Raw genomic sequence first — 22584 nt, 5'->3', positions numbered from 1 at the left:
GGGGCTCAGGCCTCGCGGTTCTCCCGGTCCTCTGGAACCTCCCGGTCCGCGGGGCGGGTCGCGGCGCCGGCGGTGCGGGACTGGTGGCCGTCCAGGAGGCGGAGGGCCTTGCCCGCCAGAGGGGAGCTCCGGACCATCTCGGCCAGGGTGGTGGAGCCCCGGGTGATCCGGGCGAAGGCCCGCCAGGCCGGGCGGACCCCGGTGAGCACCGCGTGCAGCAGGCCCGGCCGGGCCTCGAAGGCGGTCAGCATCCGCTTGCCGACCGCCATCTCCACGCCCAGCCCGGCCTTGACGGCGAACGCGTAGTTGAGGGCCTGCCGGCGCGCGTCCACGGCGTCCTGCGCCTCGGCGACCCGTACCGCCCACTCCCCCGCCAGCCGGCCGGAGCGCAGGGCGAAGGAGATTCCCTCCCGGGTCCACGGTTCCAGGAGTCCGGCCGCGTCCCCGGCGACCAGCACCCGGCCGCGCGACAGCGGGGACTCGGGGGTGCGGCAGCGGGTCAGGTGTCCGGAGGAGATGGACGGTTCGAAGCCGGCCAGCCCGAGCCGGGCGATGAACTCCTCCAGATACCGTTTGGTGGCCGCGCCCTCGCCGCGCGCCGAGATCACACCGACCGTCAGGGTGCGGCCCTTGGGGAACACCCAGCCGTAACTCCCGGGCAGCGGGCCCCAGTCGATCAGGACCCGCCCCTTCCAGTCCTCCGCGACGGTCTCCGGAACGGGGATCTCGGCCTCCAGGCCCAGGTCCACCTGGCCCATCTCCACGCCGACATGGGCGCCGATCCGGCTGGCGCTGCCGTCGGCTCCGACCACGGCCCGCGCGAGCACGGTCTCCCCGTCGGCCAGGACCACCGCGACGGTCCGCCGGTCCGGGACCTCCGGCCCGTGCTGTTCCACCCGGGCGACCGCCGTGCCCGTCCGCAGCTCCGCCCCCGCCTTCTCGGCGGCGGCCACCAGTCCGGCGTCGAACTCGGGCCGGTTCACCAGCCCGAAGAGCATCTGGCGGGATCGGCGGGTGCGGGCGAGCTTGCCATTCAGCGAGAAGGTGACCGCGTACACCCGGTCCTGGAGCGGCAGGACGAAGCCCGGCGGGAGGCTGTCCCGCGAGGGGCCGATGATTCCGCCACCGCAGGTCTTGTAGCGGGGCAGTTCGGCCTTCTCCAGCAGCAGGACCCGCCGCCCGGCCGAGGCGGCCGCATGCGCCGCGGAGGCCCCGGCGGGGCCCGCGCCGACCACGACCACGTCCCAGACCTCGTCGGCGCCCCCACGGGCACCCCCGGTCGCGGCCCCGGCCACGGCGGGCTCCGCGGCCCGCTCCCCGTCGGCGGGCTCCCCGGCCGGGGTCCCGTCCGGCGCCTCGGCCGTCCCCCCGGCCGGTTCTCCGGCCGGTCCCTCAGCCGCGCCCCCGGCCACGCCCTCGGCCTCCGCCTGCCCTGCCCCGTCGCGTACGTCGTCGCTGCTCACGTGTGCTGATGCTCCTGATCACCCGGTTGCTCCGCTGCCCGGCAAATCCTACGGCGAGTCGCCGCCGCCTCCCGCTGTGCGAGGATCGGAAGCATCGAACGCCTTACCCGGCCTACGTACCACAACGTCGCACCCAAGAGGAGCGTGCCCATGTCGCCCAACCCGATCGCCGAGACCATCGCCTCGCTGATGCCCCGTGCCAAGACGGAGCTCGGCGAGCTGGTGGCCTTCCAGTCGGTGGCGGACTGGGCGCAGTTCCCCAAGAGCGAGAGCGAGGCCGCCGCCGCCTGGGTCGCGGACGCGCTGCGCGCCGAGGGCTTCCAGGACGTCGCCCTGCTCGACACCCCGGACGACACCCAGTCGGTGTACGGGTACCTGCCCGGCCCGGCCGGCGCCCCGACCGTACTGCTGTACGCGCACTACGACGTGCAGCCGCCGCTGGACGACTCGGCCTGGATCTCCCCGGCCTTCGAGCTGACCGAGCGCGACGGCCGCTGGTACGGCCGCGGGGCCGCGGACTGCAAGGGCGGGTTCATCATGCACCTGCTGGCGCTGCGCGCCCTGAAGGCCAACGGCGGGGTGCCGGTGGGCGTCAAGGTGATCGTCGAGGGCTCGGAGGAGCAGGGCACCGGCGGCCTCCAGCAGTACGCGCAGGCGCATCCGGAGCTGCTGACCGCCGACGCCATCGTGATCGGCGACGCGGGCAACTTCCGCCCCGGTCTGCCCACCGTCACCGCGACCCTGCGCGGAATGTGCCTGCTCCGCGTGAAGATCGACACCCTGGGCGGGAACCTGCACTCCGGGATGTTCGGCGGGGTGGCCCCGGACGCGCTGGCCGCGCTGATCCGGCTGCTGGACTCGCTGCGCGCCGAGGACGGGTCGACCACCGTGGACGGGCTGGACTCGGACGCCGTCTGGGAGGGCCTGCAGTATCCGGAGGAGGACTTCCGCACGGACGCCAAGGTCCTGGACGGGGTCGGCCTGATCGGTTCGGGCACCATCGCGGACCGGCTGTGGGCGCGCCCCGCGGTCACCGTGCTGGGCATCGACTGCCCGCCGGTGGTGGGGGCCACCCCGTCGGTGCAGGCGAGCGCGTCCGCGCTGGTCAGCCTGCGGGTGCCGCCGGGCACGGACACCGAGCGGGCCATCAAGCTGCTGGAGGCACACCTGGTGGCGCACACCCCGTGGCAGGCCCGGCTGGAGCTGGAGGTGGTCGGTCAGGGGCAGCCGTTCCAGGCCGACACGGACAGCCCGGCGTACGCCTCGATGCGGTCCGCGCTGGAGACCGCGTACCCGGGGCAGGAGATGCAGATCAGCGGCATGGGCGGCTCGATCCCGCTGTGCAACACGCTGACCTCGCTGTACCCGGAGGCGGAGATGCTGCTGATCGGGCTGAGCGAGCCGGAGGCGCAGATCCACGCGGTCAACGAGAGCGTGTCGCCGGAGGAGCTGGAGCGGCTGTCGGTGGCGGAGGCGCTGTTCCTGGTCAACTACGCGGAATCCAAGCGGGTCTGACGGACCGTCGCACGCGACGGTGAACCGGCTGGCCGGGGCCTTCGGGCCCTGGCCGGATATTCCCGGTGGGGCCTGTGCTCTGGGCGTACTCGCTCCCGGCGTACTCCGGCGCTCCGGGCGGGGTTCGCTGCGTAGCGTCGCGGCATGGAACTCGTAGAGGTCATTCCCAGCCGACTGCACATGCTCCGTTTCCCCATCGGCCAGGCCTATCTCTGGCAGGACGGCGGGGCCCTGACCCTGATCGACGCCGGCCGGACCGGCTCGGCCGGGGAGATCGACGAGGCGATGCGCTCCCTCGGGCTGCGGCCCGAACGGCTGGAACGGATCGTCCTGACCCACTGCCACGGCGACCACGTCGGCTCCTCGGGCGAGCTGGCGGACCGCTGGGGGGCGGAGATCCTCGCCCACCGGCTGGAGGCCCCGGTGATCCGGGGCGAGGCCCCGATTCCCCCGCCGGTGCTGCTGGACTGGGAACTCCCCTTCTGGGAGCACGCCCTGACGGCTCCTCAGGCCCCGCCCACCCGGGTAGACCGGGAGGTGGAGGACGGCGCCGAACTCCCCTTCGGGGACGGGGCGTTCGTGGTGCATTCGCCCGGGCACACGGACGGGAGCATCAGTGTGCACCTGCCCGCGCACGGGGTGCTCTTCACCGGGGACGCGGTGGCGGGGGTGGGCACGGTGATGCTGGGCGTGTTCAACGTGGACCGGGCGGCCGCCATCGCCTCGCTGGCCCGGCTGGCGGCGCTGGCCCCCTCCGTCGCCTGCTTCGGTCACGGCGACCCGGTGGCCACCGGCACCGCCGAGGCGCTCAGGACCGCCGCGGCGGAGGCGGCGGCCGAACAGGCGGCCACCGGGCAGCCGGCCGCGGCCCCGGCGACCACCGGCCCGGCAGCCACCGAACCGGCGGCCATCTGACGGGCCGCGGCGCCCGGCGGACACCTCCCCGTGACGGCCTAAGTCCCCACCGGGGTGCCGGACTCCAGGTTGAGCACGGTGCGGCGCTCCCGGGCGCGCAGGGCCCAGCGGAGCCGTTCGAAGCGCTGGGGCGGGAGCAGGGTCGCGGCCTCGCGCTCGGTGACGAAGCGCCATTCGCGGAGTTCGGGGCCCGGCAGCCGGAGCCGGGCCGCGTCCGCGTCGGTGAGCCGGCCGCCGTCGAAGAGCAGGCGCAGTCCGCCGTAGGCGGGCGGCGCGGGCGGCTCCCAGTCGATGACCAGCAGCCCCGGCGGGTGTTCCAGGGCCAGCCCGAGTTCCTCGGCGACCTCCCGGACCCCGGCCCGGGCCGGGGGCTCTCCCGGTTCGACCACTCCGCCGGGGAACTCCCAGCCCGGTTTGTAGGTGGGGTCCACCAGCAGGACCCGGTCCCGGGCGTCGAAGAGGAGCACACCGGAGGCGACCGTCTCCCGGGTCGGTTCGGGGGTCTGGACGATCTCACAGACCTCGGCGGCGCCGGTGCGGACCGCCCGCGCGATGCGTTCGGCGGTCTGGGCCGGGGTCAGCGAGCCGTTGTCCACCGGGTGGGCGTCCGCCGCGAGCCAGGTCAGGGCCTCCCGGTAGGGGGCGATGTGCTCGGTGCACCAGGCGCGTACGGCCGGGTCGGGGCGGGTGGCGATCCGCTCCCGCAGGATCGTTTCTGCTGGGGTGAGCAGCACATGGCGGACCGGGATCCGGCGGGCTGCCAGCGCGCCGAAGATCTCGTCCCGGTAGTCCTGCCGCAGCAGGGTCATCGGGACCACCAGCACCCCGCCGACCTCCGCGAGCAGCGCCGCCGCCGTGTCCACCACCAGCCGCCGCCAGCTCGGCAGGTCCTGGTAGTCCGTCACCTCGGCGAGCCGCTTGGCCGGCAGCAGTTCCCGGAGCGCGTCGCCGATCAGCTCGGGATCGAACAGGACTCCGTCCGGAACCAGGGCGGTCAGCTCGCAGGCAGCGCTGGTCTTCCCGGACCCGAAGGCGCCATTGATCCAGACAATCACGTGTCCCCCCTCATCAGACCCCATCCGATCTCGTGCGCGCTCATCCGATGCCCCCTGTGGCTTGCCCGGAACACCCGGTCACGGAAACCCGATTGTCGGCCGAGTGCTTATCCTCAAGGTCAGAGGCCTACCCGGCCGGCGAGGCCGGGCCACTGACCACCCGGAGGTTTCCGTCCCGTGCCGCACTCCCGCCGCCCGTCCGAGCCCCGCTACGGCAACCGGCCGACGATGAAGGACGTGGCGGCCCGCGCCGGGGTCGGCCTGAAGACCGTCTCCCGGGTGGTGAACGGGGAGCCGGGGGTGACCCCGGACACCGGGCGCCGGGTCCAGGAGGCCATCGACGCGCTCGGGTTCCGGCGGAACGACAGCGCCCGGGTGCTCCGCAAGGGCCGTACCGCCAGTGTGGGCCTGGTCCTGGAGGACCTCGCCGACCCGTTCTACGGTCCGCTGAACCGCGCGGTGGAGGAGGTCGCCCGGGCCCACGGGGCGCTGCTGATCAACGGCTCCAGCGCGGAGGACCCGGACCGGGAGCAGGAGCTGGTGCTCGCGCTGTGCGCCCGGCGGGTGGACGGGCTGATCGTGATCCCGGCGGGCGGGGACCACCGCTATCTGGAGCCGGAGATCCGGGCCGGGGTGGCCACCGTGTTCGTGGACCGGCCGGCCGGCCGGATCGATGCGGACGTGGTGCTCTCGGACAGTTTCGGCGGGGCCCGGGACGGGGTGGCGCATCTGATCGCGCACGGGCACCGGCGGATCGGGTTCATCGGGGACCATCCCCGGATCCACACCGCCACCGAGCGGCTGCGCGGCTACCGGGCGGCCATGGAGGCGGCCGGGCTGCCGGTCGACGCCGGCTGGCTGTCGCTCGGCTCCACCGAGCCCGGACGGGTCTCGGAGGCGGCCCGGGCCATGCTGGCCGGTCCGGAGCCGGTGACCGCCCTGTTCGCGGGGAACAACCGGGTGACCGTGACGGTGGTGCGGGTGCTGGCCGGTTCCACCCGTCCGGTGGCCCTGGTGGGTTTCGACGACTTCGAGCTCGCCGATCTGCTGCGGCCCGGGGTGACCGTGGTCTCCCAGGACGCGGCGGCCATGGGCCGGGTGGCCACCGACCGGCTGTTCAGCCGGCTGTCCGGGGCGGCCCCGCCGCCGGCCCGGATCGAGCTGCCGACCCGGCTGGTCCCCCGGGGCTCGGGCGAGCTGCCGCCCGCGGACTGAGTTTCCGGCGTACGCCCGCGGGGCCCGTCCGGGAGGTTCCGGACGGGCCCCGCGGGGTGCGTGGGCGGTTACGCGCCGGCCGTGAGGGTGGCCGAGCGGCGCGGGATCGCGAAGGCGTCCAGCTCGGCGCGGGTCAGGCCGGTCAGCGCGGCGACCTCGTCGGAGCCGACGGCGCCGCAGTCCAGGCCGCGGACCAGGTAGCCGGCCAGCGCCTTGGCGGTGGCGGGCTCGTCCATGACATCGCCCTCGATCTTGGCGACGTAGGCCTTCAGCCGGGCCGCGGCGGTCTCCAGGCCCTCGCGGTAGAAGGTGAACACGGCCGCGTAGCGGGTGGGCAGGTGACCGGGGTGCATGTCCCAGCCCTGGTAGTAGGCGCGGGCCAGGGCGCGGCGGGTGAGGCCGTAGTGGAGCTTCCAGGCCTCGTGGACGTGCTCGGTGGTGCCGATGGGCAGCACGTTGGTGGAGCCGTCGGAGACGCGGACCCCGGTGCCGGCTGCCGCCACCTGCATGATCGCCTTGGCGTGGTCGGCGGCCGGGTGGTCGCTGGACTGGTAGGCGGCGGAGACGCCGACGCAGGCGCTGTAGTCGAAGGTGCCGTAGTGCAGGCCGGTGGCCCGGCCCTTGGCGGCGTCGATCATGCGGGCCACGGTGGCGGTGCCGTCGGAGGCCAGGATGGACTGGCTGGTCTCGATCTGGATCTCGAAGCCGATCCGGCCCGGGCGCAGGCCGCGGGTGCTCTCGAAGGCCTCCAGCAGCTTGACGAACGCGGAGACCTGCTCGGCGTAGGTCACCTTGGGGAGGGTGAGGACCAGGTTGTCCGGGAGGCCGCCGTGGGCGAGCAGGCCGGAGAGGAAGACATCGGTGGTGCGCAGGCCGCGGTCGCGGACGTTGGACTCCATGCACTTCATCCGGATGCCCATGTAGGGGGCGTTGGTGCCGTTGGAGTAGGCCTCCGAGATGAGGCGGGCGGCGCGGGCGGCGGCCTGGTCCTCCTCCTCGTCGGAGCGGACTCCGAAGCCGTCCTCGAAGTCGACCCGGAGGTCCTCGATGGGCTCGGCGGCCAGCTTGGCGCGGACCCGTTCGTAGACGGTCGTGGCGAGGGCGTCGTCGATGCCGAGGACCTTGCCGAAGGTGGCGGCGTCCGGGGCGTGCTCGTCGAGGGCGGCGAGGGCCTGGTCGCCCCAGGTGCGGACGGTGTCCGCGGTGAAGACGTCGCCGGGTACGTAGACCGTGTGGATCGGCTGGCGGGTGCCGGGGTCACCCGGGTACCGGCGTGCGAGTTCCGCGTCCACCGGGGCGAGGGAGGCGCTGATGCCCTCGCTGACCGCGCCGGCGAGGCTCGTCGCCACCTTCTCCTGCTGACCCATCCTGCACTCTCCTCTTTTCCGCTTCACGGAAGCATTGATCCGCATAGCAGAATTTAGTCAGGGCATTCCGCTCAGTCAATGCTTGCAGGAAACGGCTCGGGGCCGCGTGGTGAGAGTCACCACGCGGCCCCGGGCCGAACAGTCCGCGCAGGATCTGCGCAGGTCAGGCGATCAGCCCTTGCGGGACTTGATCTCCTCGGTCAGCTGCGGCACGACGGCGAAGAGGTCGCCGACCACGCCGTAGTCGACCAGGTCGAAGATCGGGGCCTCGGCGTCCTTGTTGACGGCCACGATGGTCTTCGAGGTCTGCATACCGGCCCGGTGCTGGATCGCGCCGGAGATGCCGGAGGCGATGTACAGCTGCGGGGAGACCGACTTGCCGGTCTGGCCGACCTGGTTGGAGTGCGGGTACCAGCCGGCGTCGACGGCGGCGCGCGAGGCGCCGACGGCGGCACCGAGGGAGTCCGCGAGCTCCTCGATGATGTGGAAGTTCTCGGCGCCGTTGATGCCGCGGCCGCCGGAGACCACGATCGCGGCCTCGGTCAGCTCGGGGCGGCCGGTGGACTCGCGCGGGGTGCGGGAGACGACCTTGGTGCCGGTGGCGAGGGCGCCGAAGGTGACGGCGAGCTCCTCGACCGCGCCGGCGGCCGGGGCGGCCTCCACCGGGGCCGAGTTCGGCTTGACGGTGATGACCGGGGTGCCCTTGGACACGCGGGACTTGGTGGTGAAGGAGGCGGCGAACGCGGACTGGGTCGCGACCGGGCCCTCGTCACCGGCCTCCAGGTCGATGGCGTCGGTGATGATGCCGGAGCCGATGCGGACCGCGAGGCGGGCCGCGATCTCCTTGCCCTCCGCGGAGGAGGGGACGAGGACGGCGGCGAGGGAGCCGCCGGCGGACACGGCGTCGTAGGCGGCCTGGAGGGCGTCCACCTTGGGTACGACGAGGTAGTCGGCGAACTCGGCGGCCTCGGCGGTGAGCACCTTGACCGCGCCGTGCTCGGCGAGGACGGCGGCGGTGCCGGCGGCACCGGCGCCCAGGGCGACGGCGACGGGCTCGCCGATGCGGCGGGCCAGCGTCAGCAGTTCGAGGGTGGGCTTGCGGACGGCACCGTCCACGTGGTCGACGTAGACGAGAACTTCAGCCATGGGACTGCTCTCCTGCAGTTGCGAAGCGATGGGGGGACGGGTGGTGCCGAAGTCCTAGATGAACTTCTGGCCGGCCAGGAACTCGGCCAGCTGCTTGCCGCCCTCGCCCTCGTCCTTGACGATCGTGCCGGCGGTGCGCGCCGGGCGCTGCGCCGCGGAGTCCACGGCGGTCCAGGCGCCTTCCAGGCCGACCTCGTCCGACTCCAGGTCCAGGTCGGACAGGTCCCAGGACTCGACCGGCTTCTTCTTCGCGGCCATGATCCCCTTGAAGGAGGGGTAGCGGGCCTCGCCCGACTGGTCGGTCACGGAGACGACCGCGGGCAGCGAGGCCTGGAGCTGCTCGCTGGCGGAGTCGCCGTCGCGGCGGCCGGTGACGGTGCCGTCCTCGACCTTGACCTCGGAGAGCAGGGTGACCTGCGGGACGCCCAGACGCTCGGCGAGGACGGCCGGGAGCACGCCCATGGTGCCGTCGGTGGAGGCCATGCCGGTGATGACCAGGTCGTACCCGGCCTTCTCGACGGCCTTGGCCAGCACCAGCGAGGTGCCGATGACGTCGGTGCCGTGGAGGTCGTCGTCCTCGACGTGGATGGCCTTGTCGGCGCCCATGGACAGCGCCTTGCGCAGGGCGTCCTTGGCGTCCTCGGGACCGACCGTGAGGACGGTGATCTCCGCGTCGTCCGCCTCGTCGGCGATCTGCAGCGCCTGCTCGACGGCGTACTCGTCGAGCTCCGACAGCAGGCCGTCGACGTCGTCGCGTTCGACGGTCAGGTCATCGGCGAAGTGCCGGTCGCCGGTGGCGTCGGGCACGTACTTCACACAGACAACGATCCTCAAGCTCACGCCGGCTCTCCTACTGCATCGTCTCTTCTGGCTGCTGCCTTGTATTGGCAGCATAGGCGCCTTCTCGGCCGTCTCCCGGTCGGGGCGGTCCGCGCTCCCACCGAAATGTTACTCGTCAGTACAGCGTGCGTTCCACCAGGTTGCAAGGCCACTCGACTGTGACCTTGACAACGGGGGCACGAGGGACGATTCAGTCCCGCAGCGCGTTGAAACGGCCTCCGTGGTAGAGCAGCGGACGGCCGCCGCCGGCATCCTCCAGGCGGCCTTCCCCGAGCGGCTCCCCGGCAACCACTTCCGCGATCACCACCCGGTGCTCCCCGGCCGGCACCCGGGCCACCACCCGGCACACCAGCCAGGCCAGCACCCCTTCCAGCACCGGTACCCCGTACGGACCCGGCCGCCACCCGGTGCCGGCACCGAACCGATCGGCTCCGCTACGGGCGAACACCTGCGCGAGGTCCCCCTGATGCTCCCCGAGTATGTGCACCCCGAGCAGCCCGGAGCCGGCCGCGGACAGCGCCGGCCAGCTGGACGACCCGGTGCCGACGGAGAAGGAGAGCAGCGGGGGCTCGGCGGACACCGAGTTGAGCGAGGTGGCGGTGAAGCCCACCGGCCGGTCCCCGTCGAGCGCGGTGATCACCGCGACACCGGCGGCGTGCTGCCGGAAGACCGAGCGGAGCAGCTCGGGCGAACCCTGCTGGGCAGTGGCGAGGCCGGACGGGGCCGTCATGTGGAAATCCTTCTCTTCGTACCGCGTCCCGCCAGCCTGTCGATCACCCGCGCGCGCCGTCAAGCGGCTTCCGCCAGATGTCAGCCGCGTCACTGGGGGCTCTGCGGCGCGGTCCGGGGCGGGCGGCGGGGTGTGACCGGGGGTGTGCGCCCCGGCGTTCACAGGGCGGCGCCCAGCGCGGCGATCACATCGGCCTTGCGGGGCATGCCGACGGCCCGGCGCACGATCCGCCCCGAGGCGTCCAGCACCAGGACGGTGGGGGTCTGCGCGACGTCGAGCGCCCGGGTCAGGTCCAGCCGCTCCTCGGCGTCGACCTCGATGTGCGCGACCCCGTCCACCATGGCCGCGACCTCGGCGAGGACCCGCCGGGTGGCGACACAGGGCCGGCAGAAGGCGCTGGAGAACTGGACCAGGGTGGCCCGTTCCCCCCGCTCCGCCCCCAGTTCGCCGGCCTCCAGCGACCGGCACTCCCCTGGTGCGCGCACATCCGCTCCTTCCCCCGTACCGGTGTGTTCGTACGGTCATCCGAGCACACCCGGCACGCGACGCATTCCCGGCGTGACGAGAATCTCCCCTGGTCCGGGCTTCTGGGCTGGCCACGCGGGCGCGTATCGGGCACGATCCCCATGCCACGTAACCTACGTTGGCGTAACTTCTCAGCCGGGAGCACCTCCCACCTCCCACGGCAGAAAGCGGGACGTCCCCCGATGGCTGAACTCGTCTACCCGCCGGTGATCGGCGCCGCGCACACCCTCTTCAAGGCGCTCGACGTCCGGATCGACATGAAGGGCACCGAGAACATCCCGCGCAAGGGCGGGGCGGTACTGGTCTCCAACCACATCGGGTACCTCGACTTCATCTTCGCGGGGCTGACCGCGCGGCCGTCCAAGCGGCTGGTCCGCTTCATGGCGAAGGAGTCGGTGTTCCGGCACAAGGTGTCCGGGCCGCTGATGCGCGCGATGAAGCACATCCCGGTGGACCGCGCCCAGGGCGAGTCGGCGTACCAGCATGCGCTGGCCTCGCTGCGCGCCGGAGAGATCATCGGCGTGTTCCCCGAGGCGACGATCTCGCAGTCGTTCTGCCTGAAGAGCTTCAAGTCGGGTGCGGCCCGGATGGCGCAGGAGGCGGGGGTCCCGCTGATCCCGGTGGCGCTGTGGGGCACCCAGCGGATGTGGACCAAGGGCCGCCCGAAGGACCTGCGGCGCAGCCACATCCCGGTGACCATGCGGGTCGGCGAGCCGATCGAGGCCCCGGTGGGGCAGTACGCGGGAGCCATCACCCGGCGGCTGCGCGAGCGGGTCCAGGAGCTCCTGGAAGCCGCCCAGCAGGCCTACCCGGCCCGCCCCAAGGGTCCCGAGGACTCCTGGTGGCTGCCGGCCCACCTGGGCGGCACGGCGCCCACCCCGGCCCAGGTGAAGGAATCCGACGCGGCCTAGGCACGGACCCGGAGCCCCACGGACACCGTGGGCTCCACGGACATCACGAACACCTCGCCCCCGGGCCCGCCTCAGCCGGCCCGGTCCGCGTCCTCCCGCCTGCGGCGGCGATGGGCGGCGACCCGTTCCCGGGTGGCGCAGGGGGTGGAGCAGTAGCGGCGGGGGCTGCCGGGCCCGGTGGCCAGGAAGTAGCGGCCGCAGCCGGGGGACGGGCAGGCGCCCCAGGCGATCCGGCCGTGCGCGGTGCAGAGCTGGGCGAGCGCGAGGGCTCCCGCGGCCAGGAACCAGTCACCCCAGCCCGAGTCCTCCCGGTCCACGTGCAGATGCCACGGATGATCCTGGTGGCGGACCAGCCGGGGGCGGGCCCCGCATTCCTCGAACAGCGCGTTGAGGCTCCCGGCCGCCCGGTCGGCGTCGGTCTCCGCGAGGACCTCCCCCATCCGCCGGGCCGCCGCCCTCAGTTCCTCCGCGTCGGCCTCGGTGAAGGCCGTTTCCTTGAGGTCCTCCGGCCGTTCCCCGTGCCGGGCGAGCAGGCCCACGAGGGTGTCCCGGGAGGCCCGGGGGTCGGCCCGGACCGCTTCGGCGAGGTCGACGAGCCGCTGGGCGGGGTGGAAACCGTTCATGCCCTCACTGTAACGTCTTGGCGCATGAAGACGTTACGGATACCCGGCGCCGGGTTCCCGCGCTATCTGGCGGCCGCCCTGGCCGGCCGGTTCGCCTCCGAGGGCGTGGGCATCGCGCTGGTGCTGCTGGCCCTGGACCGGACCGGGGACCCGGCGCACGGCGCGTTCGTCCTGACCGCCTGGCTGGCCCCGCACGTCCTGGCCGCACCGCTGGCCGGGGCCCTGGCCTCCCGGGTGCGGCGCCCCCGGCTGTTCTACGTGGGCTCGCTGGCCGGGTTCGCCCTCGCGGTGGCCGCGCTGGCGGTGCTGCTGGGGCGGGCACCCACCCCGGTGGTGCTGGCGGTGGCGGTGGTCGGCGGCTGCTGCGGCCCGATGGTCACCGGCGGGCTGTCCAGCCTGGTGGCGGGACTGGTGCCGGCCGGTCCGGGGCGGGACCGGGCCTACGCCTGGGACGCCTCCACCTACAACGCCGCCGCGGTGACCGCCCCGGCGGTGGTGAGCCTGGTCGCGGCGGCCGTCTCCCCGGGCCCGGCGACGGCCCTGCTGGCGGGCTCGGGCGCGCTCGCCGCGGTCCTGGCGGGCACCCTGCACTACGCGCCGCCGGCGCCGTCGGCCGCGGGTCCCGCCAAGGGGCCCGCCGCGGTTCCGGCCGCGGACCGCGCGCCGGGGCTGGGGGCCGGCCTGGCGGCCCTGTGGCGGGTGCCGCAGCTGCGGGCGATCACCTCGGCCACCTCGCTCGCCTTCGTCGGCATCGGGGCGCTGACCACCACCTCGGTGCTGTTCGCGACCCGGCTGGGCAGTCCCGGCGGGGGCGGGGTGCTGATGACGGCCTTCGCGGTCGGGGCGCTCGCCGGATCGCTGGGCGTGGCCCGGCTGAGCGCGGTGCGGGCCCCGATGGAGCCCGGGCGGCTGGCCCGGCTCTCGCTGGCCGGGACCGGTCCGGCGCTGGCCGCGGCGGCGTTCGCGCCCTCGCTGCCCTGGGCGGCGGCCGGTTTCGCGCTGGCCGGGCTGTGCGACGGGCCGCTGCTGACGGCCACGCTGCGGGTCCGGGCCGAGTACGCACCGGATGCCGTCCGCACCCAGGTGTTCACCCTGGGCGCTGGTCTGAAGCTGACGGCGGCCTCGGCGGGCGCGGCGCTGGTGGGGCTGGCCGCCGGGGCGGAGCCGCGGAGCCTGTTGCTGGTGATCGCCGGGTTGCAGACGGCCGCGGCGCTGCTGCACCTGTCGGTGCGGACGGGCGGCGGGGAGCGGACGGGCGGCGGGGAGGGTCCGCGGCCGGTTCCGGCGGCCGGCTCGGGGTCGGCTACAGCTCCGTCGGAAGGTTCCGCCACAGCTCCGGCCGGTCCGCCGACTCCTGGAGCGCCCTGAGGACGGCCGGGTGGGCGGTGGCGTGCAGCAGCGGGTAGTCCACCTCGCCGAGTTCCGGCCGGACGGGGAAGGCGAGCCGCTCCCGGTCCAGGGAGAAGCGGGCGTCCACGCCCGGCTTGTTGCCGCGGGCGTCCAGCCGGGACCAGCCGTCCCGGTCGGGCAGCCGGAGGGCGATCAGCCCGTGGACCATGGGGTCGGACCCGTCGTCCTCGGTGAGCCGCTGGTAGCAGAGGGCGGCGGGTATGCCCCGGGCGCGCAGCAGGGCGACGAGGGCGTGGGATTTGGCGTGGCAGATGCCGTTGCGGGTGGCGAGCACCTCCGAGGCGCGCCAGCTGACCCGCGGATCGCCGGAGTCGGCGGAGTGCGGGACGGTGTCGCGGACGTACTCGAAGGCCGCCTCGGCGTATCCGGCGGGGTCGCCGGTGGCGGCCCGGAGGGTGTCGGCGGTCTGCCGGACCAGCGGATGGCCGTGGTCGATGACCTGGTCCTCGGCGAGATAGGCGGACAGCTCGGAGTGCTCCTGGATCAGTTCCATGACCCAGGAGCCTACCGAATACCTATGACGCCGACCGCATATTTATCGGGCGAGCTCTTCCTTCAGCGCCTGGAGGAACCCGTCCACGTCCTCGATCTGGGTGTCGAACCCGCACATCCAGCGCACGTGTCCGGCCGCCTCGTCCCAGAAGTAGAACCGGTAGCGCCGCTGGAGCCGCCGGGACACCTCGTGCGGCAGCTTGGCGAACACCGCGTTGGCCTGCACCGGGTAGAGGATCTCCACCCCGTCGACCTCGCGGACCCCGGCCGCCAGCCGCTGCGCCATCTCGTTGGCGTGCCGGGCGTTGCGCAGCCACAGGTCCTTGGCCAGCAGGGCCTCCAACTGCACGGAGACGAAGCGCATCTTGGACGCCAGCTGCATGGACATCTTGCGGATGTGCTTCATCTGCCGGACCGCGTCCGGGTTGAGCACCACCACGGCCTCGCCGAAGAGCATGCCGTTCTTGGTGCCGCCGTACGACAGCACGTCCACGCCCACCGCGTTGGTGAACGCCCGCATCGGCACGTCCAGGGAGGCGGCCGCGTTGGCGATCCGGGCACCGTCCAGGTGCACCTTCATGCCCAGCGCGTGCGCGTGCTCGCAGATCGCCCGGACCTCCTCCGGGGTGTAGACCGTGCCCAGCTCGGTGTTCTGGGTGATGGACACGACCTGCGGCATGGCCCGGTGCTCGTCCTCGAAGCCCCAGGCCTCCTGGTCGATCAGCTCCGGGGTGAGCTTGCCGTCCGGGGTGTCGACGGTGAGCAGCTTCAGGCCCGCCATCCGCTCCGGGGCGCCGCCCTCGTCCACGTTGATGTGCGCGCTCCTGGCGCAGATCACCGCGCCCCAGCGGTCCGTCATCGCCTGGAGGGCGGTGACGTTGGCGCCGGTGCCGTTGAAGACCGGGAAGGCCTCGGCGTAGGGGCCGAAGTGGCTGCGGATGACCTTCTGCAGGTGTTCGGTGTACTCGTCCTCGCCGTAGGCGACCTGGTGGCCGTCGTTGGCGAGGGCGATGGCCGCGAGGATCTCGGGGTGGGCGCCCGCGTAGTTATCGCTCGCGAACCCGCGCACCGTCGGATCGTGGTGCCGACGGGCGTCGGTCCTTACGGTTGCGGGGTGAGCCACAGACGCTGTCCGTTCACTTCCGGGGCGGGCCGCTCCCAGACGCCGGCAATGGCCTCGGCCAGTTCCTTGACGTCGGTGAAGCCCGCGAACTTTGCGTTCGGCCGCTCGGCACGCATCGCGTCGTGCACCAGTGCCTTGATCACCAGGACCGCCGCGGCGGCCTGCGGCCCGTCCTCGCCTCCGGCCTTGCGGAAGGAGTCCGCCATGGCCAGGGTCCAGGCCTCGGCCGCGGCCTTGCCCGCGTTGTAGGCGGCGTTGTTCGCCACCGGCTTGTGCGCGCCGGACTGGCTGACCAGCACATAACGGCCGCGGTCACTGCGCAGCAGGCCGTCGTGGAAGGCCATGGTGGTGGTCTGGACGGTGCGGATCAGGAGCTTCTCCAGGAAGTCCCAGTCGGCGAGGTCGGTCTCGGTGAAGGAGGCGCTGCCGCGCCAGCCGCCGACCAGGTGCACCAGTCCGTCGATCCGCCCGAACTCCTTCTCGGTGCGGGCAGCCCACTCCCTGGTGGCGTCCAGGTCGAGCAGGTCGACGGTGTCACCCGTGACGGTGGCGCCGCCGTGGGCGTACCGGGCCGCGTCCACGGCCTCGGCGAGCCGGGCCGGGTCGGCGTCGGCCGCGACGACCACGGCTCCGGCCTCGGCGAGCCGGATCAGGGCGGCGCGGCCCGCGGGCCCGCCGGCCCCGGCCACCGCCACCACCGCTCCGCTCAGACTTCCGTTCCCGTTGCCGTTCACGGAATCGTTCATGCTGTGACCCTCCTGGGGGCGGGGGCTCACGCGGCGTTCCGCTCGGCTTCGTCGGCGTTGCGCGCGGTGATCCCCTTGGTCGAGGCGATCACTCCCTTGAGCTTCTTGGCGAGCGCCTCAAAGAACATGCTGAGCGGAAACTCGTCCGGAAGCACGTCGTCGACCAGCTTGCGGGGCGGCTGTGTCAGGTCCAGGGCGTCGGGGCCCTTGGCCCACTTGGAGCCCGGGTGCGGGGCCAGGTAGGTGGAGACCAGCTCGTAGGCCTTGAACCAGTGGACCAGCTTCGGGCGGTCGATGCCGGCCCGGTAGAGGTCCTCGATCTCGCCGCAGAGCTGGTTGGTGATCTGCGGGGCGCGCTCCCAGTCGATGCGCAGCTTGTTGTCCGTCCAGCGCACCACGTCGTGCTTGTGGAGGTAGGCGAAGAGCAGCTGGCCGCCGAGGCCGTCGTAGTTGCGGACCCGGTCGCCGGAGAGCGGGAAGCGGAACATCCGGTCGAAGAGCACGGCGTACTGCACGTCGCGGCCGTGCTCGTTGCCCTCGGCCTGGAGCTTCACGGCCTCCTTGAAGGCGGTGAGGTCACAGCGGAGCTCCTCCAGGCCGTACATCCAGAACGGCTGGCGCTGCTTGATCATGAAGGGGTCGAACGGCAGGTCGCCGTGGCTGTGGGTGCGGTCGTGGACCATGTCCCACAGGACGAAGGCCTTCTCGCAGCGCTCCTGGTCGGTGATCATCGCGGCGATGTCGGCGGGCAGGTCGATGCCCAGGGTGTCGACGGCGGCCTCGGTGACCTTGCGGAAGCGGGCGGCCTCGCGGTCGCAGAAGATGCCGCCCCAGGTGAAGCGCTCGGGGGCCTCGCGGACGGCGATGGTCTCCGGGAAGAGCACGGCGGAGTTGGTGTCGTAGCCCGCGGTGAAGTCCTCGAAGGTGATGCCGAGGAACAGCGGGTTGTCGTACCGGGTGCGCTCCAGCTCGGCGAGCCACTCGGGCCACACCATCTTGAGGGCCACGGCCTCCAGGTTGCGGTCCGGGTTGCCGTTCTGCGTGTACATGGGGAACACGACGAGGTGCTGGAGGCCGTCGGCACGCTCGGCGGCCGGCTGGAAGGCCAGCAGGGAGTCGAGGAAGTCCGGCACCGGGAAGCCGCTCTCGGCCCACTTGCGCAGGTCGGCGACGAGGGCCCGGTGGTAGTCGGCGGCGTGCGGGAGGAGCGGGGAGAGCTCCTCGACCGCGGCGATCACCCGGATCACGGCCTCCTGGACGGCCTCCCGGGCGGGAGCGCCCTCGGCCTCGAAGTCGATCGAGCCGTCCTTGGACTGCCAGGGGCGGATCTCCTCCACGGCGGCCTTGAGCGCGGGCCACGCAGGGTGGTCCACCACCCGCGCACCGGCGGTTATCACGGCCCCGCCGATTCCCGGCACAAGAGTTTCCGTCATGTCACTTCCTCCACAGGAGAACCTCACGTCAAGACAGCGTATGCATGTAAGGCTCTCCCGCTCAAGAGGGGATGCGGGAAATTATCCTGCGCACCCCCCGGATCCACCGAAATTCTTCCCGCGATTCATCGGAGGGGCGCACGGCGGCCGCCGTCCCGGAAGTGCGGGATCACCTTCTCCCCCCACTGCCGCAGGGTCTCCAGACAGGCCTCCTGGGGGACGGTGCCCATCTGGATCAGACACATGATCTCGTCCGCGCCCGCGTCCCGCAGCCGTTCCACGTAGGCGATCGCGTCGTCCGCGCCGCCGTAGGCGTGGTCGGCGTTGAAGGTGGCGGTGGCGGTGGGCCGGACCGGGATCCGCTGCTCGTGGAGCCGGGCCGCCACCTGCTCGGCCGCCCGGCGCATCTCCCCGGCCTCGTCGGCGCCCGGAACCACGGCCTCGTCGGGGACCCCGGCACCCCCGTACCAGTGGCCGATGGCCTGGGCGAAGAACCGCTGGCCGCGGATGCCGACCCGGCGGGCCTCGGCGGGGTCGTCGAGGACGATGGTCGGACAGAGCACCGCGAAGTGGTCGTTGACCACCGTGGAGACCTGCAGGCGGCCGTCCCGGGCGGCGACCGCCCGGTCGTACACCTCGCGCATCGCGGCGACGGACTCCGGACCGGCGAACCCCATGACCAGGGCGCCGATGCCGAGCTCGGCCGCCCGGACCAGGGTGTCGGCCCGACTGCACGCCAGGAACAGCGGCGGGTGCGGGGTCTGGACCGGACGGGGCAGGATCGGGTGCGGGCCGATGTGGATCAGCTCGCCGTGGTACTCCAGTTCCTCCTCCTGCCAGGCCCTGCCGATGATCCGCAGGGCCTCCTCCACCTCCTGGGCGGTGCGCTCCCGGTCGACCCCGCACAGCGAGGTCTCCTGCTCGGTGCCGCCACGGCCGGCCCCGAGGTCCAGCCGTCCGCCGGAGAGCAGGTCGAGCATCGCGGCCCGCTCGGCGACCCGGGCCGGATGGTTGAAGTTGAAGGGCATGCACACGACCCCGTGGCCGATGCGTATGGTGTTCGTCCTGGCCGCGACCCAGGTCAGGAAGATTTCTGGTGCGGACATGTGGGCGTACCACTTGAGCGAGTGGTGCTCGACCGCCCAGACCCGGTCGAAGCCCATGCGTTCGGCGAGCACGGCCTGCTCGACGCTGTCGCGGATGAGCTGGTGCTCCCGGTCCACGGTCGGATCCGCCAGCTGAGCCTCGAAGATCACGGAGAATTTCAACGGTGCCTCCAGAGTCGCGTCCCTTGCCCGGCTTCACTTCGAATAGGAATATGACTAGTAGTCAGACGTCGAAGAAGCAAGACCTGCCGCCGACCGCCTGGGCCGTCCTCGGGCTCCTCTCCTTCCCCGGCGAGCGGACCGGCTACGAACTCAAGAAGTGGGCCGACTCCTCCCTCCGCTTCTTCTACTGGTCGCCCGCGATCAGCCAGATCTACGCCGAGCTGCGCCGGCTGGAGGAGCTCGGCTACGCCGCCTCCGAGCGCTCCGGACCGGAGGAGACCCGGACCAAGCGCCGCTACTCCATCACCGCGGCCGGCCGGGAGGCACTGGCCGGATGGGCCGCGGACACCACCGAGGCGGGCCCGCCGGTGCTCAAGCACGGACTGCTGCTGCGGGTCTGGCTGGGACACCTGGCCGAGCCGGAGCGGCTCCGCCGGATGGTCACGGAGCACCAGGAGCGCACCCGCGCCGAGCTGGCCTCCGTACGGGAGGCCATGACGCACGCGGCCGAGGTCCGGGACTGGGCGTTCCCCACCCTGACGCTGCGCTGGAGCGAACGGCAGCACCTGGCCGAACTGGAGCTCGCGGAGGCCCTGCTCGCCGATCTGACGGCCCTGGAGGCCGCCGCGTCCCCGCCCGGACCCGGGGCCGGGGACGGCTCCGGTCAAGCCGGCGGGGACTCGCCCACGCCAGGGTGAAGCGGCCCGGTCGGCGGACGCCGGGCGGGAGCGGGGACCCCTTGGCGGGAACCGGCCGGACGGCCCTGCCGGGCCGCTGCACGCCCGGTCCCATCGCACGCCGCGCGCACTAGCATGCCTCCCCACGGGCGGCCCGGTCGGGACACCGGGCCGTCGCCGGGCAGCCGCCGTCGACGGAAGCGAGAGAACCTTGACTTTCCTCACCATCGGTCACCGCGGGGTCATGGGCGTGGAGCCGGAGAACACCCTCAGGTCCTTCGTGCGCGCGGAGCGCGCCGGTATGGACGTCATCGCCCTGGACGTGCAGCTCAGCAAGGACGGCGCCCTGGTCGTGCTGCACGATCCGGAGGTGGACCGCACCACCGACGGCTCCGGTGCCGTCGTCGATCTCACCCTCTCCGAACTGCGCGGCCTCGACGCCGGCCGCGGCGAGCGGGTGCCGCTGTTCGACGAGGTCCTGGAGGCGGTCCGGACCCCGCTGCGGGTCTCCGTGCCGGACCGGACCGTCGCCGCGGCGCTGGCCGAGGTGCTGCGGCGGCGGGACCTGACCAACCGGGTGGAGGTGGCCTCGGTCCAGGACGCCGCGCTCGCCGAGACCGCCCGGCTGCTGCCGGGGGTGCGGACCGCCCTGACCGCCAGCCGGTACGGCGAGGACATCGTGGACCGGGCGCTGGCCGCCGGCGCGGAGACGGTCTCCCTCGACATCCGGCGGCTGACCCTGGAGACGGTGGAGTCGGCGCACACCGCGGGGCTGCGGGTGACCGGCTGGATCGTGAACACCCAGGAGCAGCTGCGGCTGGTGCGGGCCCTCGAACTGGACGGCGCGGCGACGGACTTCCCGGAGATCCGGCGGACCGGCCGGTTCACCGCCTGACGGCGGTGCGCAACACCGCTAGAGCGGCTTGACGAGGAGTTCGAAGGCGAGGTCGGGGCGGCGCGGACGGCCGAAGCGCTCGTTCCCGTAGGGGAAGGGGGTCAGTTCGCCGGTCCGCCGGTAGCCGCGCCGCTCGTAGTAGGCGATCAGCTCCTCGCGGACGTTGATGACGGTCATCCGCATCTCCTTGGCGCCCCAGTCCTCGCCGGCGCGCCGCTCGGCCTCGGCCAGGATCTCCTTGCCGAGGCCGCCGCCCTGGAGTCCGGGGCGGACCGCGAACATCCCGAAGTAGACGTGGTCACCGCGGTGTTCGAGCTGGCAGCAGGCCACCAGGGTGCCCGCCCGCTCGACCACCATCAGCAGCGAGTCCGGCTTCTCGATGACCTCGCGCACCCCCGCCTCGTCGGTGCGCTGCCCGTCCAGGTAGTCCGCCTCGGTGGTCCAGCCGCCCCGGCTGGCCTCGCCCCGGTACGCCGACTCCACCAGGGCGACCAGGGCCGGTACGTCGGCCGTGGCGGCGCTGCGGAAGGTGAGGGCGGCATCGGGGGACATGGGCGGCTCCGTTCGTGCGGTCGGTTCGCCGAAGCCTAACCCGGCCCGCACCGGCCGCTTCCGGCACGCGGCGTCCGGCGTGCGGTGTCCGGCGTGCGGGCATTCCTTGGGTGTCGCCGTCGAACCGGGAGGTTCCGCCGTGCACCACTCCGTCGCCCCCGTGCTGTCCTGGCTGCTGGTGCTGCTGTGCGCGGCCAGCGGCGGGTACTGCCTGCTGCGGGCGGGCAGAACCGAGGGCCGGGCGGACGCCGTGATGGGTCTGGGGATGGCGGTGATGGCCGCGCCGGCGGCCGCGGGGGCCGGCCGGGCGGTGCACCTGGCGCTCGGAGCGGTGTTCTGCGCCTCCTCGGCCCGGGCGGCCTGGCGGCTGCGGTCCGGGGGCGGCCACCACGCGCACCATCTGATCGGTTCGCTGGCCATGGTGTACATGGCGCTGTGGCCGGGGGTGGCGGCGCTGACCGGGGCGCTGCTGCTCTACTACTCCGGGTACGTGCTGCACGGCGGGACCCGGCTGGCGGGCGGGCCGGGCGGGCTCCAGGGGGCGTGCCGGCTGGCCATGGGGATGGGCATGTTCGCGATGCTGCTGACCGGTTGACCCGCCGACCGGCCCCGGGGCCCTGCGGGGCGGGCCCCTCGGGGGCGGGCCCTACCGGGCGGGCCCGGCAAACGTGTCCTGCGTCACCAATGCCGCCGGGCCGTACCGGCAGGTAGGCGCGCGCTCATAGGCTGGCGCCATGATGGTCCCCGCCGTTCTCCTGCTGCTCGGCATCCTGACCGCCGCGATCGCCCCGCGCCTGCTGTCCCGGGCCGACTGGCCCGAACGAGAACCCGTGGTCGCCCTGTGGGTGTGGCAGTGCGCGGTGGCCGGCGTGCTGCTGTGCCTGGGGCTGTCGATGGTGCTGAGCGCGGCGGCGGCCTGGGAGGTGGTGCGGGGCCGGCTGTTCGCCACCGCCCCGCACGGGGTGGTCGAGGCGTACGGTCTGGGCGCCGGCGGGCCCTGGGCCTCCGGTACGGCCCTGCTGCTGGCCGGCGGCGGGCTGTGGACCGGGGTGATGCTGACCCGGGAGGTGCTGCGGGCGCGGTCCCGGCGCCGGGCCCGCCGGTCCGAACTCCTGCTGCGGGCACCGCTGTTGCCCGGGGAGGATCCGGGCGGGGTGCGGCTGGTGCTGTTGGAGGGCGAGCGTCCGGACGCCTGGTGGCTGCCCGGGGCGGCCCCCCAGCTGGTGGTGACCACGGCGGCGCTGCGGCGCCTGAAGGGCCGTCAGCTGGACGCGGTGCTGGCCCATGAGCAGGGGCACGCGGCGGCCCGGCACGACTGGCTGCTGCACTGCGCGGGGGCGCTGTCCGGGGCCTTTCCGCAGGTGCCGGTGTTCGCCGCGTTCCGGGCGGGGATGCACCATCTCGTGGAGCTGGCCGCCGACGACGTGGCCTCGCGCCGGTTCGGCCGGCTGACCATCGCGCTGGCCCTGGTCGGGCTGAACGAGGACCGGGGGGTGTTCGGGCCGTGCGGGACCTCCCAGGCGGACGTGCCGCGGCGGGTGCGCCGGCTGCTGTCGGCGGACCCCCGGCTCTCCGCGGGGCGCCGGCTGCGGCTGACCGCGCTGGCCGCGCTGGTGCCCGCGGTGCCGCTGCTGGTGGCCTTCGTTCCGGGTCTGGCGGCCCTGACATAGCCGCCGGCGGCCG

23 protein-coding genes are annotated in these 22584 nt (G+C 73.4%); 9 read left to right on the top strand and 14 right to left on the bottom strand.

The window, feature by feature from the left end:
* Window positions 1-5: 5 nt before the first annotated feature.
* Window positions 6-1295, bottom strand: a complete 1290-nt coding sequence (locus ACZ50K_RS05735) for a geranylgeranyl reductase family protein (RefSeq protein ID WP_468898482.1) — start codon at window positions 1293-1295, stop codon at window positions 6-8.
* Between the two features lie 318 nt (window positions 1296-1613).
* Here ACZ50K_RS05735 and ACZ50K_RS05730 point away from each other — a divergent pair, with 318 nt between their 5' ends.
* Both ACZ50K_RS05730 and ACZ50K_RS05725 read left to right on the top strand, forming a co-directional pair.
* Window positions 1614-2978, top strand: coding sequence for a M20/M25/M40 family metallo-hydrolase (locus ACZ50K_RS05730; protein ID WP_468897885.1), 1365 nt, complete (start codon window positions 1614-1616; stop codon window positions 2976-2978).
* A 144-nt stretch (window positions 2979-3122) separates the two neighbouring features.
* Entirely contained in the window at window positions 3123-3893 is a 771-nt protein-coding gene (locus ACZ50K_RS05725; protein ID WP_468897883.1) for an MBL fold metallo-hydrolase, read from the top strand.
* A gap of 38 nt (window positions 3894-3931) precedes the next feature.
* Here ACZ50K_RS05725 and ACZ50K_RS05720 read toward each other — a convergent pair whose 3' ends face one another.
* The gene (locus ACZ50K_RS05720; RefSeq protein WP_468897881.1) at window positions 3932-4948 is read right to left on the bottom strand and encodes an NUDIX hydrolase; all 1017 of its coding nucleotides are present in this window, start codon (window positions 4946-4948) and stop codon (window positions 3932-3934) included.
* 228 nt (window positions 4949-5176) lie between these two features.
* Here ACZ50K_RS05720 and ACZ50K_RS05715 point away from each other — a divergent pair, with 228 nt between their 5' ends.
* Window positions 5177-6163, top strand: coding sequence for a LacI family DNA-binding transcriptional regulator (locus tag ACZ50K_RS05715; protein ID WP_468898479.1), 987 nt, complete (start codon window positions 5177-5179; stop codon window positions 6161-6163).
* Window positions 6164-6231: 68 nt separating this feature from the next.
* Here the strand turns inward: ACZ50K_RS05715 and ACZ50K_RS05710 are convergent, their stop codons facing one another.
* From ACZ50K_RS05710 to ACZ50K_RS05690, 5 genes are all read right to left on the bottom strand, one after another.
* The gene (locus ACZ50K_RS05710; protein WP_468897879.1) at window positions 6232-7530 is read right to left on the bottom strand and encodes a DUF6986 family protein; all 1299 of its coding nucleotides are present in this window, start codon (window positions 7528-7530) and stop codon (window positions 6232-6234) included.
* A 171-nt stretch (window positions 7531-7701) separates the two neighbouring features.
* Window positions 7702-8676, bottom strand: a complete 975-nt coding sequence (locus ACZ50K_RS05705) for an electron transfer flavoprotein subunit alpha/FixB family protein (RefSeq protein ID WP_468897878.1) — start codon at window positions 8674-8676, stop codon at window positions 7702-7704.
* A gap of 54 nt (window positions 8677-8730) precedes the next feature.
* Entirely contained in the window at window positions 8731-9516 is a 786-nt protein-coding gene (locus ACZ50K_RS05700; protein ID WP_468897876.1) for an electron transfer flavoprotein subunit beta/FixA family protein, read from the bottom strand.
* A 190-nt stretch (window positions 9517-9706) separates the two neighbouring features.
* A complete protein-coding gene (locus ACZ50K_RS05695) occupies window positions 9707-10246 on the bottom strand; it encodes a flavin reductase family protein (RefSeq protein ID WP_468897874.1) in 540 nt (179 codons plus the stop codon).
* Between the two features lie 158 nt (window positions 10247-10404).
* Window positions 10405-10731, bottom strand: a complete 327-nt coding sequence (locus ACZ50K_RS05690; RefSeq protein ID WP_468897872.1) for a TlpA family protein disulfide reductase — start codon at window positions 10729-10731, stop codon at window positions 10405-10407.
* Window positions 10732-10953: 222 nt separating this feature from the next.
* Here ACZ50K_RS05690 and ACZ50K_RS05685 point away from each other — a divergent pair, with 222 nt between their 5' ends.
* Window positions 10954-11682 (top strand): lysophospholipid acyltransferase family protein, encoded by a 729-nt coding sequence (locus ACZ50K_RS05685; protein ID WP_468897870.1) that lies wholly within the window; start codon window positions 10954-10956, stop codon window positions 11680-11682.
* A 71-nt stretch (window positions 11683-11753) separates the two neighbouring features.
* On the opposite strand, the gene ACZ50K_RS05680 is transcribed toward ACZ50K_RS05685, so the two are convergent.
* Window positions 11754-12305, bottom strand: coding sequence for a CGNR zinc finger domain-containing protein (locus ACZ50K_RS05680; protein ID WP_468897868.1), 552 nt, complete (start codon window positions 12303-12305; stop codon window positions 11754-11756).
* A 24-nt stretch (window positions 12306-12329) separates the two neighbouring features.
* On the opposite strand from ACZ50K_RS05680, the gene ACZ50K_RS05675 reads away from it, so the two are divergent.
* Window positions 12330-13673, top strand: coding sequence for an MFS transporter (locus tag ACZ50K_RS05675; RefSeq protein WP_468897866.1), 1344 nt, complete (start codon window positions 12330-12332; stop codon window positions 13671-13673).
* On the opposite strand, the gene ACZ50K_RS05670 is transcribed toward ACZ50K_RS05675, so the two are convergent.
* From ACZ50K_RS05670 to ACZ50K_RS05650, 5 genes are all read right to left on the bottom strand, one after another.
* Window positions 13609-14208, bottom strand: a complete 600-nt coding sequence (locus tag ACZ50K_RS05670) for a transglutaminase-like domain-containing protein (RefSeq protein ID WP_468897864.1) — start codon at window positions 14206-14208, stop codon at window positions 13609-13611. The two genes, ACZ50K_RS05675 and ACZ50K_RS05670, sit on opposite strands and share 65 nt — an antisense overlap.
* A 42-nt stretch (window positions 14209-14250) precedes the next feature.
* The gene (locus ACZ50K_RS05665) at window positions 14251-15330 is read right to left on the bottom strand and encodes a threonine aldolase family protein (RefSeq protein WP_468897862.1); all 1080 of its coding nucleotides are present in this window, start codon (window positions 15328-15330) and stop codon (window positions 14251-14253) included.
* Window positions 15309-16076, bottom strand: coding sequence for an SDR family NAD(P)-dependent oxidoreductase (locus ACZ50K_RS05660; RefSeq protein WP_468897860.1), 768 nt, complete (start codon window positions 16074-16076; stop codon window positions 15309-15311). Before ACZ50K_RS05660 ends, ACZ50K_RS05665 begins: the two co-directional genes overlap by 22 nt.
* 26 nt (window positions 16077-16102) lie before the next feature.
* Complete coding sequence (locus ACZ50K_RS05655) at window positions 16103-17509, bottom strand: DUF6421 family protein (protein WP_468897858.1); 1407 nt, start codon at window positions 17507-17509, stop codon at window positions 16103-16105.
* 125 nt (window positions 17510-17634) lie between these two features.
* On the bottom strand, window positions 17635-18777 hold the full coding sequence (locus ACZ50K_RS05650; protein ID WP_468897856.1) for an LLM class flavin-dependent oxidoreductase: 1143 nt from the start codon (window positions 18775-18777) through the stop codon (window positions 17635-17637).
* Window positions 18778-18827: 50 nt separating this feature from the next.
* Here ACZ50K_RS05650 and ACZ50K_RS05645 point away from each other — a divergent pair, with 50 nt between their 5' ends.
* Entirely contained in the window at window positions 18828-19475 is a 648-nt protein-coding gene (locus tag ACZ50K_RS05645; protein WP_468897854.1) for a PadR family transcriptional regulator, read from the top strand.
* Window positions 19476-19665: 190 nt separating this feature from the next.
* The gene (locus tag ACZ50K_RS05640; RefSeq protein WP_468897852.1) at window positions 19666-20349 is read left to right on the top strand and encodes a glycerophosphodiester phosphodiesterase; all 684 of its coding nucleotides are present in this window, start codon (window positions 19666-19668) and stop codon (window positions 20347-20349) included.
* A gap of 18 nt (window positions 20350-20367) precedes the next feature.
* Here ACZ50K_RS05640 and ACZ50K_RS05635 read toward each other — a convergent pair whose 3' ends face one another.
* Complete coding sequence (locus ACZ50K_RS05635) at window positions 20368-20901, bottom strand: GNAT family N-acetyltransferase (protein WP_468897850.1); 534 nt, start codon at window positions 20899-20901, stop codon at window positions 20368-20370.
* Window positions 20902-21040: 139 nt separating this feature from the next.
* On the opposite strand from ACZ50K_RS05635, the gene ACZ50K_RS05630 reads away from it, so the two are divergent.
* Together ACZ50K_RS05630 and ACZ50K_RS05625 are read left to right on the top strand one after the other, a co-directional pair.
* Complete coding sequence (locus tag ACZ50K_RS05630; RefSeq protein ID WP_468897848.1) at window positions 21041-21496, top strand: DUF5134 domain-containing protein; 456 nt, start codon at window positions 21041-21043, stop codon at window positions 21494-21496.
* A gap of 139 nt (window positions 21497-21635) precedes the next feature.
* Entirely contained in the window at window positions 21636-22571 is a 936-nt protein-coding gene (locus ACZ50K_RS05625; RefSeq protein WP_468897846.1) for a M56 family metallopeptidase, read from the top strand.
* The last annotated feature ends 13 nt before the right edge of the window (window positions 22572-22584 follow it).

This window comes from Streptomyces sp. NPDC033845, assembly GCF_055576225.1.
This window is presented reverse-complemented; position numbering and strand designations above follow the sequence as displayed.